Raw genomic sequence first — 15534 nt, forward strand, 5'->3', positions numbered from 1 at the left:
GCCTGCGATCGCGGAGCAAAACCGTCAATCGGCGCACTCCGCGTTTTCGCTGACAAGCTGTTGCTGCGCTATGAGGGGTCGAGGATCTCGGGTCTGACAACCGCCTTGCCATCACTCGTAAAAAACGGTGTTTTCCGGCCATCGCGCTGAAACCCCGCGCGCAGATGCCGTCCCAAAATCTGCGCGACCATCTTCATCCGCCCCTTGGCTTTCAACCCGGTTGGCGAGGTCGCATCCTCCACGTTGCCAACGGCCACGACCGGCCCGATGACATCAGAGACGTCCGCGTCCGGGTAAGCAGCCAACAGAGTGCCCATGAAGCGCAGCTTGGCGCCAACCGTATTGACCAGCGGCGTGTTGCAGCAGGAAGCATACCAGCGATAGAGGCCCTTGGGGGTCAGGCGCAAACAGGCCAGTTGCTCGACCCCTTGAGTGAGTTCGAGCCGCGATGGCAGGGTCTGGTAGAGGGCGGTGCCGCCTTTGGGGTCCATCGCCCACTCTGCCCCCAGATGCCGGGCGAAGGCCTGGCAATCGACGCAGTAACACAAAACATGCGTGCCGTTTCGAGGTGAAACGCCACGCACGATACCGCGGAGCTTGCCGCACTGACAACCGAAGGTCAGGTCGCACTCCGCCATCCTGGGTCAGAGCCCTTTGGCACGATAGCTGGCCGCAACCTTTTCGATCGAGACGATATAGGCCGCCGTGCGCAGGTCCTCGATATCGGCCCGGTCATGCCAGACATTGCGCATCGACTGATAGGCGATCCGCATCGTGTCATCGAGACCCGAACGCACAAGTTCCAATTCGCCCGCGCCACGCAGATACTTGTCCTTGAAATCCGGAGACATCGACCATTTGTCGCCCAGATAATCGTCAAGCCGCTGCAACTCGTCGATGACCAACTGGTGGCGTGCCTCTTCCTGGCGGCGCTGCATCCGGCCAAAGCGGATATGGCTGAGGTTCTTGACCCACTCGAAATAGGACACCGTCACACCACCGGCATTGGCATACATGTCGGGAATGATCACGCAGCCTTTCTTGCGCAGCACCTCGTCGGCACCTGCAGTAACGGGGCCATTTGCGGCCTCGATGATCAGCGGAGCCTTGATGCGTTCGGCGTTGCTGAGGTTGATCACCCCTTCCAGCGCCGCCGGGATAAGGATGTCGCAGTCTTCTTCCAGCAGGACCGCGCCGTCCGCCACATGGGTGGCATCCGGGAAGCCGGAGACGCCACCATGTTTGACGATCCAATTGCGCACACCCTCCACATCCAACCCGTCAGCGTTATAGATGCCGCCGTCGCGCTCGATGATACCGATGATCTTGGAGCCATCCTCTTCTGACAGGAACTTGGCGGCGTGGAAGCCCACGTTGCCCAGCCCCTGCACGATTACCCGCTTGCCATCGAGCGAGCCGGTCATGCCCGCCTTGTCCATATCGCGCTTGTCCCGGAAGAACTCGCGCAGCGCATATTGAACGCCGCGCCCGGTGGCCTCGGTCCGGCCCTGAATACCGCCGGCATTGATTGGCTTGCCCGTCACGCAGGCGCGGCCATTGATGTCGGTGGTGTTCATCCGCATGTACTGGTCCGCGATCCAGGCCATCTCGCGCTCACCGGTCCCCATGTCCGGGGCAGGCACGTTCTGCGAGGGGTGGATCAGGTCGCGCTTGGCCAGCTCATAGGCGAAACGGCGGGTTATCTGTTCCAACTCATGCTCGTCATATTGGCGCGGATCGATACAGAGGCCACCTTTGGAGCCGCCAAAGGGTGCCTCGACCAGCGCACATTTATAGGTCATCAGCGCCGCCAGCGCCTCGACCTCGTCCTGATTGACCGATGGCGCATAACGAATGCCCCCCTTCACCGGCTCCATATGTTCGGAATGCACCGAACGGTAGCCAACAAAGGTTTGAATCTGCCCACGAAGCCGCACGCCGAACCGGACCGTGTAGGTGGCGTTGCAAACCCGTATCTTTTCTTCGAGGCCCGGAGGCAGGTCCATCAGGGCGACCGCCCTGTTGAACATCAGGTCCACACTCTCGCGAAAACTGGGTTCGTTCCTTGGGCTCATATTGGTCCTCCCTGACCTTATGCGACTCGCCATACACATCGAGTGTTATCGCCACCTTAAGCAGGTTCGACGCGGCGATGCGACATTTTTGAGCATGTTGCTAACCACTCTTTCAGGTCTCTGGCGCGAATCAGCTGATACCGGGGCCGCATTGTGGCACTGTCGCGTGGCGGGAAACAGAAGCCCAAATGCACGCATAAGTGTCCGCGAATTGCCCCTATTAATCTAGGTTTGGGGCGGGTTATGCCCAATTATCGCCATGTTCCCAGCGCATCTAGGATAGTCGAAGTAAGTCTGAAGTATGTCTTCGGAATTGGATCATCGGGTCCGGGGGATAGAGGTGTAGTATGCACAACCATGTTAACAAACCGCACGTATGGGGGCGTCGTGCGGCCAAACAATTTCACAAACGCGGCAGGTCATTCCTGTCGGATGACACGGGATCCATGACGATTTTCTCGTGCTACATTTTTCTCATCATCATCGCATTGGGGGGCATCGGCGTAGACGTGATGCGTCACGAACGCGACCGGGCCCGCCTGCAAGGCGTTCTGGACCGGGCGGTGCTGGCCGCTGCCGACCTCGATCAGACCCAGGACCCCAAAGACGTGGTCATGGACTATCTGACCAAGGAAGGCCTGCAGGACTATATCGACCGGGACACCGATATCATCGTCACTCCGGAATTCTCGGGTGAAGAGAATATCGGCCCGCTGGGGTATCGGATCGTCGAAGCAACCGCCCGATCCAGCTTTCCGACGCAGTTTATGCATCTGTCCGGTATCGACACGTTGAATGTACAGGCACACAGCGTTGCCGAAGAACGCATCGGCGAGGTCGAGATTTCGCTGGTGCTGGATGTATCCGGTTCGATGAACAGCTATAACAGGCTGGTCGATCTGAAAGTTGCGGCGAAGAATTTCGTCAACCAGATGTCGGCGAATACCCGCGATGGCGACCTGTCGATCTCAATCATTCCTTATGCCACGCAGGTGTCCTTTCCGGACAGCATGCTGCCGCATCTGAGCCTGAGCGGTCAGAACGATCATGCCAACTGCATCAACTTCTCGGATGACGAGTTCCTGACAACCTCGATGGATCTGGGCCGTGAGCGTGAGCGCACACTGCATATGTCGCCCTGGCCCTGGAGCAGTTACGCCTTCGATCTGCGTGCCGAAAACAAGCGCGTCTACTATGAGATGTGCGACGATGGTGTTCTGATTGAAGAGGGCGAAACAGACGGCAGCGTAAGCCGCAACAACCGCGAGATTCTGCCGTTTCAGAAGGACGCAAATGCGATCAACACCTATATCGACGAGCTGCGTGCCTGGGGCAACACCTCAATCGATATCGGCATGAAGTGGGGCGCCGCCCTTCTTGATGACAGCACGGCCGACATGATCTCCGCAATGGCGGACGGCTCCGAGAGTGCCACGGTTCCCAGCGAGTTTGCCGATCGGCCCTCAGCCTATAACAGCGGCGACGCGATGAAGGTTTTGGTGCTGATGACCGATGGCGCAAATACCGATCAGGGCGCGATCAAAGCCCCCTACCGGGAAGGCCCATCGAATATCTGGTGGAATGGCGCGGAAAAAGTTTATTCCAGCTACAACGACTCCACCAACCAGTATTTCTGGCATCATGAGGGCATCTGGCAGGACCATGCCTATGGCGCGCAGCCCGGATCGGAATATGAAATCCAGACCCGGGTCCGTGTCTGCGGCTACTACAATTGCTGGTATGAATACCAGACCGAAACCAAAGAAGAGGGTGGCAACGCGGCCCGGCTTGACTATGCCGAGCTGTGGGAACAGACCTCTGTTCGCTACGTGCGCAACCTTCTTGATGACTGGATGGGCAGTTCGGCTGCAGGCAATTGGTATAACTCGGTTGTCGATTGGACCTACAACGATACCAAGGACCAGCGCGTCAGAGCGATGTGCGACCTGGTGAAATCCCCCGAACGCGGCGCCTACATCTACAGCATCGCTTTCGAGGCACCGGAATCCGGCGCAACGCTGCTGGATTACTGCGCAAGCTCTGACAATCATTTCTACAAAGTCGGCGACGCATCCAACGAGTTGACGATTGACGAGGCCTTCTCGTCCATCGGATCGTCGATCCGCAAACTGAGGTTGACACAATGAGACCTGGTTTCCTGAAACGCCTCCGCCGTGTTCTTCGTAACGAAAGCGGCACTGCGACCATCGAATTCGTAATGGTGTTCCCTGTCGTGATGTTCCTTGTCGCCTCCGGCGCCGAGATGGCGATGTTGAACATCCATCGCGGAATGCTAGAGCGGGCCGTGGACACGACCGTTCGCGACATCCGCCTCAGCACCGGCACGCATTACGAACATGATGATGTCAAACAAACCATTTGCGAGCGGGCAGAGTTCATTGAGGATTGCAATAGCAATCTCAGGCTGGAGTTGGTGCCGGTGGATCCCCGCGTCGCGGTAACCACCCAGGAAGGGGCCGATTGCATCGACCGGGTCGAAGTGATCAACCCGCAATACAGATTTACCAATGGTCAAAGCAACGAGCTGATGGTGATGCACGCCTGTGTCCTGATCTCTCCGATCCTGCCCACAAGCCACCTTGGCGCCGCCTTGGCCGACAACGAAGACGGCAAGTATCGGCTGTTTGCGACAACCGCCTTTGTGCAGGAGCCTCAGTAAAATCATGGTACCTTTTATTGCACCCAGACTTAAGCGCTTCTCGAAAGAGGAAAACGGCGCAATTTCGGTCGAAGCCCTCATGATGCTGCCCCTGCTGTTTTGGGCGTTCCTGGCGGTCTTCACGTTCTTGGACGCTTACAGAGCCAACGCGCTGAACCTCAAGGCGGCCTATACGATCGGCGACCTCGTTTCACGCGAGACCGAGGTTATCAACAATACTTATATCGACTCGATGGCCACAGTGTTCGGGCTGATGACCAAGCCCGGCTCGGAAAGCCGCGTGCGCATCAGCGTCGTTCACTATGACGAGGATACCGACGGATATTATCTGGACTGGTCGGCAAATCGCGGCTTTACGAATGCGATGGATGACGACCGGCTTGCGGAAATCCGCGATCGCCTGCCGATCATGCCGGATGAGGAACGGGTCATTCTGGTCGAAACGTCGAACACCTATGTCCCGCCCTTTGCGGTCGGTGTGAACATCACCGACATGGAGAACCTTGTCTTTACGCGGCCGCGTTTCACCGGGCTGGTGCGCGCCGAGCTTTAGTCTCGCTCTGCCATCAGGGTGGCGATGGCCTCGGCCATGAACTTGCCCTGAGACCCCGGCGTGACACCGCCGATACCGATACGGCGTCCCAGGCGCCACCAGAGCCCCGGTTGCCATGTACGGCCACCGGGGTTTTTCATGCGGATCAGAAACCCGTTCGAGGGTTTGAAGGCAAACGCGCCCCGATCCAGGGCTTCGATTTCGGAAATCTCGGCGATCACCACGCCCGCGCTGCTGCGCAGTTGGGTCGCGGTCAGCTCGATCCGGTGTTCGGTGGCCCGATAAAGACGCAGAGCCAGCCAGATCGACAGCCCCCCTGCCCCGATCAGAAACAGTTGCCATCCTGGCGCAGGCGGGGTCGCAAGCGCGACGTAGAACACCAAGACTCCCAATGCGCATAGGATGGCTATCGCAAACCACCGCCGTGGAGCGGATGCCTCAATGACCGCCAAAACCTCATCCGACATGCTGCCCCTCCGCCTGTTGCGCCCGCCTGCTTACTCCATCACATGAGCAGCGAACAGAGGGGATTGCCCTGTCTTCGCCTCGTGGCTAGCCTGACGCCATGGTCTATCCTGCAAATCGTGATGCACTGACTCGACCCACCGATGCCGCGGCGGGGATCGAGGTGACGGAGGCCTTCGAACGATTCAGCCAGCGTAACGACATCTTCACGCGCGCGATGTGGGATGATCGGGTCAAATCCAAGCACAGCGACAAGTTCTTCAGCTCCTACCGGATGGATGCGACACCGCGCCGGGGCGACGGGTTTTCGCAGCGTGACTTTGCCCTGCGCAATGCGGCCTGGCTGATCTCGGACGTGATGACCAATCGCTACGCCGATCAGGGGCGCCGCGAAGGGTTTCAGGCCGCGATCAGCGATGACACGCCGGTTGCCCCCAAGGCGGTCGAGATCGACGCGCCCGATAAAATGTCTGCGGAAATCAAACGGGTCGCCGCCTTCTTCGGCGCCGATCTTTGCGGCATCACCGAGTTGGATACACGCTGGCTCTACACGGCACGCGTCGATACCCGCGACATGAGCGAAGCACCCTCGGACCTGCCAGACGGCATGACATCGGTGATCGTGCTGGGCCATGAGATGGATAAGGAGTTGGTCGCCACCTACCCTTCGGCGCTGGCCGGTGCGGCGACGGGGCGGGAATACAGCCACGAGGCCGCAGTGGTGATGCAGGTGGCGGGCTATATCCGCAATCTGGGCTATCGCGCGGTGGCGTCGATGAACGATACCGGGCTGGTGATCCCCTATGCGATCAAGGCAGGCCTGGGTGAATATGCCCGCAACCAGATGGTGATCACCCCGGAATTCGGCCCGCGCCTGCGGTTTTCCAAGATTTTCACCGATCTACCGCTGGCCCACGACCTGCCCCGCCCGCTGGGCGTGCGGGCCTTCTGTGATATCTGCACCAAATGCGCCGATGCCTGCCCGGTCAAAGCCTTGCCTTATGGGCCGCCTTCGACTGAAACGGCGAATCTATCCGCGATAAAGGGCGTGCGCAAATGGACATCGGATGCCGAGAAATGCTTTGGCTTCTGGGCCAAACTGTCCACCGATTGCGCGATCTGTATGCGGGTCTGTCCGTTCAACCGCGACTTCACCCGGTTGCGCGACCGGCTCTGGCTGAAACTGGCGCTGTCGCGCTTGCGCAAGCTTGCGCTTTGGCTCGACCGCAAGCGAGGTGGACGGGTCAAGCCAAGTGCATGGTGGCAGGAGACAGATTAACCTTTACGCCTAGGTATCTGATATTACTTGTTAGTTACCCTTTGCACCAGCGATGATCAGCACAGCAGCGTTGCTGCGCAAAATCGCACACCCATCGTTCGAATGGCGGCAATTGCCCTGCCGGGCAAAACCCATAGCTTTGTCCCAAACCGACATTGAAGGAGGCAAACTATGTCCCTCAGACCCACCATCGAAACCCGAAAAGCCATGCCGCATATCGAAGGGGCCGGCGTAAAGCTGCACCGCGCTTTCGGCTTTCAGGACCCTAGCGAGTTGGACCCGTTCCTGCTGTTTGACGATTTCCGCAATGACCATCCCGAGGATTACCTGCGCGGCTTCCCCTGGCACCCCCATCGCGGGATCGAGACGATTACTTACGTATTGTCCGGCACCGTCGAACATGGCGACTCGCTGGGCAATACCGGCACGTTGGGTGCGGGCGATGTGCAATGGATGACCGCAGGGTCGGGGATCATGCATCAGGAGATGCCGCAGGGCAACGCGGCGGGCCAGATGCATGGGTTCCAGCTCTGGGGCAACCTGCCCGCCAGCCAAAAGATGACGGCCCCGCGGTATCAGGATGTGGCCTCGGGCGAGATTCCGGAGGTGATCGATGATGACGGCACGCGCGTTAAGGTGATCGTGGGGTCGTTCTGGGGCAAGACCGGTCCGGTGGACGGTATCGCCGCTGACCCGCAATATCTGGACATCCAGATACCAGCCGGGGTGCGCAAGACCTTCCGCATCGACACCTATCGACGCGCGTTCGCCTATATCTTCGAAGGTCAGGCGGCGTTTGCCGATGCCTCTGCGCCCAGCGGTGTGTTGCTGGAAAAGGAAGTTGCGGGCGAAGAGGTCAATATCCGCGACCTGTCAGGCGACCGCACACTGGTGCGCTTTGGCACCGGGGATGAGATTACGGTGCAGGCAGGCCCCGAGGGTGTGCGTTTCTTGCTGATCTCGGGCGCACCGATTGCCGAGCCGGTCGCCTGGCACGGGCCCATCGTGATGAACACGCAGGCCGAGTTGCAACAGGCGATGCGCGACCTGCGCAATGGCACCTTCATCCGCCCGGCGCACTGAACCCGCGTAATTGTGCTAGAATGGCCTCCTTTCAAAAGAGGGAGGCCATCATGATCATCCGCATATTTCGCGCCATTATCTATGAAGAGCGCGTTGATGAGCTTCGCACATTCCTGACCCAGACCGCCCTGCCCCTGATGCGCGAGCAAACCGGGCTGGTCTCGATCACCGCCGGGTTGCCCCGCCCCGAATCTCCGAACGAGTTCTGTCTGGTGATGGTTTGGGACTCTGTAGCGTCGCTCGCGGCCTTTGCCGGGGAAGACTGGCAGAAGCCCCATATCATGCCGGAAGAAGAAGGCATCGTGCGCGACCGCTTTCTGCACCATTTCGATATGGCCTAGCCGTCAGGCGGCCACCGCCTTGCGCACCATCGACCAATAGACCGCCTCGACCTCGTCCAGCGACAGCCGCCCGCCGCTGCGATACCAGGTGTTGACCCCGTTCAGCATGGCAATGACCCCCAGCGTGGCAAGCTTGGTGTCGGGCACCGAAAACACCCCCGCAGCACTGCCATCGCGCAGGATGTCCTGCAGGTCGCGCTCATAGTCTCCGCGCAACTCCTCTATCCGGGCGAAGTTTTCGGGGGTGAGGTTGCGCAACTCCATATAAGCGATGAACACCGCATCGGGCCGTTCCAGATGAAAGCGGATGTGGAAGCGGACGAAATCACGCAAACGCGCTTCGGGATCACCCGCCCCCGCCTGCATGCGCCGCGTGTCCAGAAGCGTCTCCATATGATCCCGCATCAGCCGGAACAGCAGCGTCTGCTTGTCGGGGATGTAGTTATAAAGCGCCCCGGCCTGCACCCCCACCTGCGCCGCAATCTGGCGCATCGAGACGGCGGCATAGCCGTGCCGGGCAAAAAGCTCCAGCGCCGCTGCCTGAATGCGCGGGCCGGTAATGTCGGAATGCGAACCTTGGGTACGTGCCATGAGACAAAGCTATCTGAACATATGTTCAGATAAAACCCCACTTGCGCGCGCAGCCATGCCGTTGCATCACCGGTATGTGGAAGGATGTAAGTGCATGACGGGACGGGTTCTTGTGTTGATCGGGGCGATGCTGCTGGCAGTGACCGCCTGCACCAATGTGCCCGAGCTTGATGACGAGATCAGCCCGCAACTGCGCAATAGCAGATATCCCGCACTCATCCCGCTGGAGGACGCGCTTGGCCCGCCGGTCGATCCGCAAGCCGAAGCGCAAGAGATCGAGGAAGAGCTGGAGGCGCGCGCCGCCGCGCTGCAGAACCGCGCGCGGCAATTGCAGGCGCCACAGCCCGATGATGGCGCAACCACGCCCGACAACGCCCAATAAGCCACCACGCTCCATTGCACCGGCCCGGTGAACCCGATAAGGCACGGTCGCAAGTGACATGCCGCTGCAAAGGCGCGGCCAATACGAGCAGAAAGGACCGGTGAGACATGGCGCAGCCGCTGCGGTTAGGGATTGCAGGTTTGGGAACCGTCGGCACCGGTGTCGTCAAGATCATACGACGTCAGGCCGACCTATTGGAAAAACGCACCGGGCGACGGATCGAGATCACCGCCGTATCGGCCCGCGATGCCAGCAAGGATCGCGGCGTCAGCCTGTCCTCCTATGTCTGGGAAAGCGACCCGGTTGCGCTGGCGCAGCGCGACGACGTGGATGTTTTTGTTGAGCTGATGGGCGGCTCCGAGGGCACCGCCAAGGACGCAACAGAGGCAGCGCTGGCGGCGGGCAAGGATGTGGTCACCGCCAACAAGGCGCTGCTGGCCATTCACGGTCAGGCGCTGGCTGAACAGGCCGAGGCCTCGGGTCATGTGATCCGCTTCGAGGCCGCCGTTGCCGGGGGCATCCCGGTGATCAAGTCACTGACCGAAGGTCTGGCGGGCAATGAGATCACCCGCGTCATGGGCGTGATGAACGGCACCTGCAACTATATACTCACCCGGATGGAAGCGGACGGTCTGGGCTATAACGCCCTGTTCGAGGAAGCCGAGCGGTTGGGCTATCTGGAGGCCGACCCCAATCTGGACGTGGGCGGTATCGATGCCGGGCACAAGCTGGCATTGCTGGCCTCCATTGCCTTCGGCACCAAGCCGAATTTCGACGACGTGGTGCTGGAAGGCATCCAGCGGATCAGTCTGGAAGACATCCGTCAGGCCGCCGATATGGGCTTCCGTATCAAGCTGCTAGGCGTGGCCCAACGCACCGCTCGCGGCTTGGAACAGCGTATGCAGCCCTGTCTGGTGCCTGCGCAATCTCCGTTGGGCCAGCTTGAGGGCGGCACGAATATGGTGGTGATCGAAGGCGACGCGGTCGAACAGATCGTGCTGCGCGGCCCCGGCGCGGGCGAAGGCCCGACCGCCAGCGCCGTTGTCGGCGATATCTGCGATCTGGCGCGCGGTCTGCGCATCTCGACCTTCGGGCAGCCGGCAACCACGCTGGAGGCGGCGCAACCCGCCCGCACCGGCCTGCCCGCCCCCTATTATCTGCGCATGGCGCTGCTGGACAAACCCGGAGCACTGGCCAAGGTGGCCTCGATTCTGGGCGACGCGGGTGTCTCCATCGACCGGATGCGCCAATACGGTCATAGCGACACCAAGGCGCCGGTGCTGATCGTGACCCACAAAACCACCCGCGCCGCGCTCGATGACGCGCTTGAGGCGTTTGACCGGACCGATGTCATCGCAGAACAACCCGTGGCGCTCAGGATCGAAGAGGTATGAGCGGGTGGCAGGGACGCTCCCTGCCCCGCCAAATCTCTTGCCGTGCTGGTGCAAGCCGCGCTATCCCCGAAACACGTGTTCAAATGACCAAAGGACTTTGCAATGAGCCCCGCCAAATATGATTTCAATGACCGGATGCTATCGCTGGGGCTTGCCCGCGTGGCCGAACAGGCGGCGCTGGCCTCAGCCTCGCTTGTGGGACGGGGCGACGAAAAGGCCGCTGATCAGGCGGCCGTGAACGCCATGCGCGAGCAATTGAACCTGCTTGATATCGCGGGTGTCGTGGTGATCGGCGAAGGCGAGCGCGACGAGGCCCCGATGCTCTATATCGGCGAAGAGGTCGGCACGGGCGACGGCCCCGGCGTCGATATCGCGCTGGATCCTCTGGAGGGCACGACGCTCACCGCCAAGGATATGCCCAATGCGCTGACCGTTATCGCCATGGGTCCGCGCGGCTCGATGCTGCATGCGCCGGACGTCTACATGGACAAGTTGGCGGTTGGGCCGGGATTCCCCGAAGGTGTCGTGTCGCTGGATATGAGCCCTGCGGAACGGGTCGAGGCGCTGGCCAAGGCCAAGGGCTGTTCGGCGGCGGACATCACCGTCTGCATCCTTGAGCGCCCGCGCCATGAGGCGATGATCGCCGAGGTGCGCCAGACCGGCGCGTCGATCCGCCTGATCACCGATGGCGACGTCGCAGGCGTGATGCATTGCGCCGAATCCGAGACCACCGGCATCGACATGTATATGGGCCAGGGGGGGGCGCCCGAGGGCGTGCTGGCCGCTGCCGCGCTGAAATGCATGGGCGGGCAGATCTTCGGCCGCCTCGTCTTCCGCAATGATGACGAAAAGGGCCGCGCCGCCAAGGCAGGGATCACCGATCTGGACCGGATTTATGCCCGTGATGAGATGGTGACCTCGGATGTGATCTTTGCCGCTACCGGCGTCACCGGCGGCTCGCTGCTGCCGCGCATCAAGCGCGAGCCGGGCTGGGTCGAGACCACGACGCTGCTGATGCGCTCCAAGACCGGCTCGGTGCGCCGGATGTCCTACCGGACGCCTCTGCACTCGCATCAGTAACCGCGCACCATGCTGGTCAGAAAACACAGGCCGGGCCGATCAGGTCCGGCCTTGTCATGTCCGGGCAGGAATGAGAACACGGGACCATGAGCTTTCTTGGGGTTGAGACATCGCTGACCGGGCGCCGCTGGGTCGGACCGTCAACAGATACCGATCGCGCCGCCGACATGATCCGGCAGCAGGCGGACCTGCCCGATGCGCTGTGCAAGGTGCTGGCGCGCCGCGGCGTGCCCGCGATCGAGGCCAGGGGATTTCTGCACCCAACCCTGAAAGACCTGCTGCCTGATCCGCGCAGTCTGAAGGATATGGAGGCCGCCGCCGCCCGGTTCCTCGACGCGGTCAGCAAGCGGCAGCGGATCGCGATCTTTGCCGATTATGACGTGGATGGCGGCAGTTCGGCGGCGCTGCTGCTGGTCTGGCTGCGACAGATGGGCCTTAAGGCGACGCTCTATGTGCCTGACCGGATCGACGAGGGCTATGGCCCCAACGCCCCCGCCATGGCGGATCTGGCCCGGTCACACGACCTGATCATCTGCGTCGATTGCGGCACGCTCAGCCACGAGCCGATCGCTGCGGCCAAAGGCGCGGATGTGATCGTGCTGGACCACCATCTGGGTGCCGAAACCCTGCCCGACTGTATGGCGGTGGTGAACCCCAACCGGCAGGATGAGAGCGGCGATCTGAGCTACCTCTGCGCTGCCGCCGTCGTGTTCCTGATGCTGGTCGAAGCGCGACGGCAATTGCGCGAGGCGGGCCAGCCCACCGGCCCGGACCTGCTGGCGCTGCTCGATCTGGTGGCGCTGGCGACCGTGGCCGATGTGGCCCCGCTGGTGGGCGGGAACCGCGCGCTGGTGCGGCAGGGGCTCAAGGTCATGGCGGCACGCCAGCGCCCGGGCATCGTCGCCCTGTCCGACATCGCGCGAATGGAAACCGCGCCGACCTCCTACCATCTGGGCTTTCTGCTGGGGCCGCGTGTCAATGCGGGCGGGCGGATTGGCAAGGCCGATCTGGGCGCGCGGCTGCTGGCCACCGATTCGATGGTCGAAGCGGAAGTGCTGGCGCAACAGTTGGACCAGTTGAACACCGAGCGGCGCGAGATCGAAAATGCCGTGCGTGCCGCAGCCCTGGCGCAGGGTGAAGAGCGCGGGCTCGACGCGCCGCTGGTCTGGGCCGCCGGGGACGGCTGGCACCCCGGCGTTGTCGGCATCGTGGCCTCGCGCCTGAAGGACACCGCCAATCGTCCCGCCATCGTGATCGGCTTTGACGGAGACGAGGGCAAGGGCTCGGGCCGCTCGGTGCCGGGCGTCGATCTGGGCGCTTCGATCCAGCGACTGGCGGCCGAGGGGCTTCTGGTCAAGGGCGGCGGGCACAAGATGGCCGCAGGTCTGACAGTGATGCGCGACAAGCTGGAACCGGCAATGGAACGGCTGTCTGAGATGCTGGCCAAACAGGGCGCCGGAGAAGGCGGCGCCCGCGACCTGCGGCTGGATGGTGCGCTGATGCCCGGCGCGGCCACGGTCGAATTGATCGAACGGCTGGAAGAGGCCGGACCCTTTGGAGCCAGCGCCCCTGCCCCGCGTTTCGCCCTGCCCGATCTTGCGGTTCGCTTCGCCAAACGGGTGGGCGAGACGCATTTGAAACTGTCGCTGAGCGACGGAATGTCGGCTGGCATAGACGCGATCGCATTCGGCGCGTTCGACAGCGATCTGGGATCCCGGTTGAGCAACCATGGCGGCGCCCGCTTTCACGTTGCCGGTCGGCTGGAGATCAACAACTGGGGCGGCCGCCAGAGCGTCCAACTGCGTCTGGATGATGCAGCGGAGGCTGCAAGGCAATGAAATTATTGAGAAATGCCGAACCGACAAAAAAATCCCCAAAAAGCTCATTTTTCCGCTTGCAGGGTTACCCGCTAAACCGTAAAAGCCCCTCCACAAGCTAGCGTGGCCCGTTCGTCTATCGGTTAGGACGCCAGGTTTTCAACCTGGAAAGAGGGGTTCGATTCCCCTACGGGCTACCAAAAGCTTCCTCTAAATCTCTGAATATAAATATATTTCTGAGCGGCGGCTCAGCAATGCCAGACGTTTTGCCCAGCAAATGAAATCTGATCCTGGCACCTCCCGGCACGCGGCAGGTTTCCGCACTTCGGATCGGTTGCAGCGCATTTATGCCGCGGTCAGTATGTATGCCAATCCACAAGATGGGAGGCAGGGAGACCTCCACTGAGTCAGTGTCCCCCTGCCATTCCAAGACGCAAAACGCGTTTTCTCGGCTTTGCTTACCCTACTCTGCACACTCGTAACTGAAGCTGGCCGCACCATCAGCGACATCCTCGATCGTGACCGAGCATGTGTTGCCGATATCAACGCTATCGCCCGACGCACCTGTGCTCAGAGTTTGGCCGTTTACCGCAAAACGCACCTTGTCATCGGGGGTCACGGAACCCACAAAAATCCGTGCAGCTCCATCGCCCAGGATGACTGTTTTGCCAGCCGTCACTGCGCTGGATACCGATATTTCCGATCCACATTCAGCACTTACGCGCACATGCCCCCGGTCAATGTCATCGACTCGGACGCGGCATTTGTCTTCTCCTTCCGAGACCGGGGCGGACCTGCGCACCGGCAGGCTAACCATCTGCCCATTTACGGATAGGCGCGCAGTATCTTCGCCCACCAAAGAAACGAACACGCGGACAGCCCCATCCTTAAGCAGCGCCGTATCACCGGCCATATACCCCTCGGGCGCGGGCAAGGCATCACCACATATCGCGGAAAGGACAGCGCCATCGGCTGAAACGCTTTCGAGCAAGAGCTTGCAGTGGCTATCTCCGGCCGGCAGAACCACACCGCTTCCGGCAGTCAGAGTCTTGCTCTCTTGCTTGACAGACACGACGGCCTGCGCGCTTTCGGGCATGAGACGCGACACGAATACTGCCAAAGCACCGTCATCGAAAATCGCCGTTTCGCCCGGCGTAAAGCCATTTGAAGCCGCATTGGCTGTTGTTGCGCTTGCGTCAGACTCCGCCGTGTCTGCTGGGGCTGCGGTATCGCCTGTTGGTGTGGCCTCCGCTTCCGCAGGCTCAGCGGGCTGAACCACGGCCATAGCCGCCGCCGCTGCCGATTGGACCGCCTTCTCCAGGGCCGCCTCGGTTTGCTCAATTCTTTCGTGAATGCCGCTGATCTCTCCCGTGACCGAAGCGGATTTCTGCGAGAGCGCGTCAATCTCGTCTCGTAGGCCCGTCAGTTCCTCAACCCGCGATACCAACGATGCCAGATCCTCGGCACTCGCCGAAGAGACCGCCTTCTGTGACACGTCGTTCAACGAAGATTCAAGCTGGCCAATTTTGTTTTCAAGTGCAGCAATCTTATCTTCGGTGCCTGAGATGGCCTCGGAGATGGCGTCGTTAACATCCACCTCTTCGCCCCCATAAGAAAACAACGCAATCACCAGAAGAATGGCAACCACGCCTCCCAAACCCATAGCTATTTTTCTCTCGTCCAAATCCGTTTCCTCCCTGATCAGCAACACACTCACAAGACAATAGAACGATTCCCGGCCGCTTCGCACGACCGACATGTCTAATTTCTTTGAACGAGAAGTCTGTTGGTTGC

At 60.9% G+C, this 15534-nt stretch carries 15 protein-coding genes and 1 tRNA gene; 11 read left to right on the plus strand and 5 right to left on the minus strand.

Translation table 11 applies throughout. From position 1 onward, the window contains the following. Positions 1–68 precede the first annotated feature (68 nt). Both Q5Y75_RS05330 and Q5Y75_RS05335 read right to left on the minus strand, forming a co-directional pair. On the minus strand, positions 69–638 hold the full coding sequence (locus Q5Y75_RS05330; RefSeq protein ID WP_306195037.1) for a DUF6151 family protein: 570 nt from the start codon (positions 636–638) through the stop codon (positions 69–71). A gap of 6 nt (positions 639–644) precedes the next feature. Beyond that, a complete protein-coding gene (locus Q5Y75_RS05335) occupies positions 645–2075 on the minus strand; it encodes a Glu/Leu/Phe/Val family dehydrogenase (RefSeq protein WP_306195039.1) in 1431 nt (476 codons plus the stop codon). 446 nt (positions 2076–2521) lie between these two features. On the opposite strand from Q5Y75_RS05335, the gene Q5Y75_RS05340 reads away from it, so the two are divergent. From Q5Y75_RS05340 to Q5Y75_RS05350, 3 genes are read left to right on the plus strand one after another with little or no spacing between them, the layout of a single operon-like run. After that, complete coding sequence (locus tag Q5Y75_RS05340) at positions 2522–4222, plus strand: pilus assembly protein TadG-related protein (RefSeq protein ID WP_306195041.1); 1701 nt, start codon at positions 2522–2524, stop codon at positions 4220–4222. Beyond that, complete coding sequence (locus tag Q5Y75_RS05345) at positions 4219–4755, plus strand: TadE/TadG family type IV pilus assembly protein (RefSeq protein ID WP_306195043.1); 537 nt, start codon at positions 4219–4221, stop codon at positions 4753–4755. The genes Q5Y75_RS05340 and Q5Y75_RS05345 overlap by 4 nt, the downstream gene beginning before the upstream one ends. A gap of 4 nt (positions 4756–4759) precedes the next feature. Next, entirely contained in the window at positions 4760–5308 is a 549-nt protein-coding gene (locus Q5Y75_RS05350; protein WP_306195045.1) for a TadE/TadG family type IV pilus assembly protein, read from the plus strand. Here Q5Y75_RS05350 and Q5Y75_RS05355 read toward each other — a convergent pair. Next, positions 5305–5775, minus strand: coding sequence for a hypothetical protein (locus Q5Y75_RS05355; RefSeq protein ID WP_306195047.1), 471 nt, complete (start codon positions 5773–5775; stop codon positions 5305–5307). The two genes, Q5Y75_RS05350 and Q5Y75_RS05355, sit on opposite strands and share 4 nt — an antisense overlap. 98 nt (positions 5776–5873) lie before the next feature. Between Q5Y75_RS05355 and Q5Y75_RS05360 the strand changes: the two genes are divergently transcribed. From Q5Y75_RS05360 to Q5Y75_RS05370, 3 genes are all read left to right on the plus strand, one after another. Further along, positions 5874–7052, plus strand: a complete 1179-nt coding sequence (locus Q5Y75_RS05360; protein ID WP_306195049.1) for a 4Fe-4S double cluster binding domain-containing protein — start codon at positions 5874–5876, stop codon at positions 7050–7052. A 171-nt stretch (positions 7053–7223) separates the two neighbouring features. Then, positions 7224–8135, plus strand: coding sequence for a pirin family protein (locus Q5Y75_RS05365; protein ID WP_306195052.1), 912 nt, complete (start codon positions 7224–7226; stop codon positions 8133–8135). 50 nt (positions 8136–8185) lie between these two features. After that, entirely contained in the window at positions 8186–8476 is a 291-nt protein-coding gene (locus tag Q5Y75_RS05370; RefSeq protein WP_306195054.1) for an ABM domain-containing protein, read from the plus strand. Between the two features lie 3 nt (positions 8477–8479). Here Q5Y75_RS05370 and Q5Y75_RS05375 read toward each other — a convergent pair whose 3' ends face one another. Beyond that, positions 8480–9067 carry a TetR/AcrR family transcriptional regulator gene (locus tag Q5Y75_RS05375; protein WP_306195056.1) on the minus strand — a complete coding sequence of 196 codons (588 nt, stop codon included), beginning with the start codon at positions 9065–9067 and terminating at the stop codon, positions 8480–8482. Positions 9068–9161: 94 nt separating this feature from the next. Between Q5Y75_RS05375 and Q5Y75_RS05380 the strand changes: the two genes are divergently transcribed. The 5 genes from Q5Y75_RS05380 (at position 9162) to Q5Y75_RS05400 (ending at position 13940) form a co-directional block, all read left to right on the plus strand. Next, complete coding sequence (locus tag Q5Y75_RS05380; protein ID WP_306195058.1) at positions 9162–9449, plus strand: hypothetical protein; 288 nt, start codon at positions 9162–9164, stop codon at positions 9447–9449. A 107-nt stretch (positions 9450–9556) separates the two neighbouring features. Continuing rightward, positions 9557–10843 carry a homoserine dehydrogenase gene (locus Q5Y75_RS05385; RefSeq protein WP_306195060.1) on the plus strand — a complete coding sequence of 429 codons (1287 nt, stop codon included), beginning with the start codon at positions 9557–9559 and terminating at the stop codon, positions 10841–10843. 102 nt (positions 10844–10945) lie between these two features. Beyond that, a complete protein-coding gene (gene glpX / locus Q5Y75_RS05390) occupies positions 10946–11923 on the plus strand; it encodes a class II fructose-bisphosphatase (protein ID WP_306195062.1) in 978 nt (325 codons plus the stop codon). A gap of 86 nt (positions 11924–12009) precedes the next feature. Next, a complete protein-coding gene (gene recJ, locus Q5Y75_RS05395) occupies positions 12010–13761 on the plus strand; it encodes a single-stranded-DNA-specific exonuclease RecJ (protein WP_306195064.1) in 1752 nt (583 codons plus the stop codon). A gap of 104 nt (positions 13762–13865) precedes the next feature. Next, positions 13866–13940: transfer RNA gene (locus Q5Y75_RS05400), tRNA-Glu, on the plus strand. A gap of 263 nt (positions 13941–14203) precedes the next feature. Here Q5Y75_RS05400 and Q5Y75_RS05405 read toward each other — a convergent pair. Next, a complete protein-coding gene (locus tag Q5Y75_RS05405; RefSeq protein ID WP_306195066.1) occupies positions 14204–15499 on the minus strand; it encodes a hypothetical protein in 1296 nt (431 codons plus the stop codon). Between the last annotated feature and the right edge of the window lie 35 nt (positions 15500–15534).

This window comes from Ruegeria discodermiae (assembly GCF_030758345.1).
Lineage (GTDB): Bacteria > Pseudomonadota > Alphaproteobacteria > Rhodobacterales > Rhodobacteraceae > Ruegeria_C.

Excerpts from the sequence above, each read along its gene's own strand:
- Q5Y75_RS05330 (WP_306195037.1), bottom strand. The coding sequence starts at position 638 with ATGGCGGAGTGCGACCTGACCTTCGGTTGTCAGTGCGGCAAGCTCCGC.
- Q5Y75_RS05335 (WP_306195039.1), bottom strand. The coding sequence starts at position 2,075 with ATGAGCCCAAGGAACGAACCCAGTTTTCGCGAGAGTGTGGACCTGATG.
- Q5Y75_RS05340 (WP_306195041.1), top strand. The coding sequence starts at position 2,522 with ATGACGATTTTCTCGTGCTACATTTTTCTCATCATCATCGCATTGGGG.
- Q5Y75_RS05345 (WP_306195043.1), top strand. The coding sequence starts at position 4,219 with ATGAGACCTGGTTTCCTGAAACGCCTCCGCCGTGTTCTTCGTAACGAA.
- Q5Y75_RS05350 (WP_306195045.1), top strand. The coding sequence starts at position 4,760 with ATGGTACCTTTTATTGCACCCAGACTTAAGCGCTTCTCGAAAGAGGAA.
- Q5Y75_RS05355 (WP_306195047.1), bottom strand. The coding sequence starts at position 5,775 with ATGTCGGATGAGGTTTTGGCGGTCATTGAGGCATCCGCTCCACGGCGG.
- Q5Y75_RS05360 (WP_306195049.1), top strand. The coding sequence starts at position 5,874 with ATGGTCTATCCTGCAAATCGTGATGCACTGACTCGACCCACCGATGCC.
- Q5Y75_RS05365 (WP_306195052.1), top strand. The coding sequence starts at position 7,224 with ATGTCCCTCAGACCCACCATCGAAACCCGAAAAGCCATGCCGCATATC.
- Q5Y75_RS05370 (WP_306195054.1), top strand. The coding sequence starts at position 8,186 with ATGATCATCCGCATATTTCGCGCCATTATCTATGAAGAGCGCGTTGAT.
- Q5Y75_RS05375 (WP_306195056.1), bottom strand. The coding sequence starts at position 9,067 with ATGGCACGTACCCAAGGTTCGCATTCCGACATTACCGGCCCGCGCATT.
- Q5Y75_RS05380 (WP_306195058.1), top strand. The coding sequence starts at position 9,162 with ATGACGGGACGGGTTCTTGTGTTGATCGGGGCGATGCTGCTGGCAGTG.
- Q5Y75_RS05385 (WP_306195060.1), top strand. The coding sequence starts at position 9,557 with ATGGCGCAGCCGCTGCGGTTAGGGATTGCAGGTTTGGGAACCGTCGGC.
- glpX (WP_306195062.1), top strand. The coding sequence starts at position 10,946 with ATGAGCCCCGCCAAATATGATTTCAATGACCGGATGCTATCGCTGGGG.
- recJ (WP_306195064.1), top strand. The coding sequence starts at position 12,010 with ATGAGCTTTCTTGGGGTTGAGACATCGCTGACCGGGCGCCGCTGGGTC.
- Q5Y75_RS05405 (WP_306195066.1), bottom strand. The coding sequence starts at position 15,499 with ATGTCGGTCGTGCGAAGCGGCCGGGAATCGTTCTATTGTCTTGTGAGT.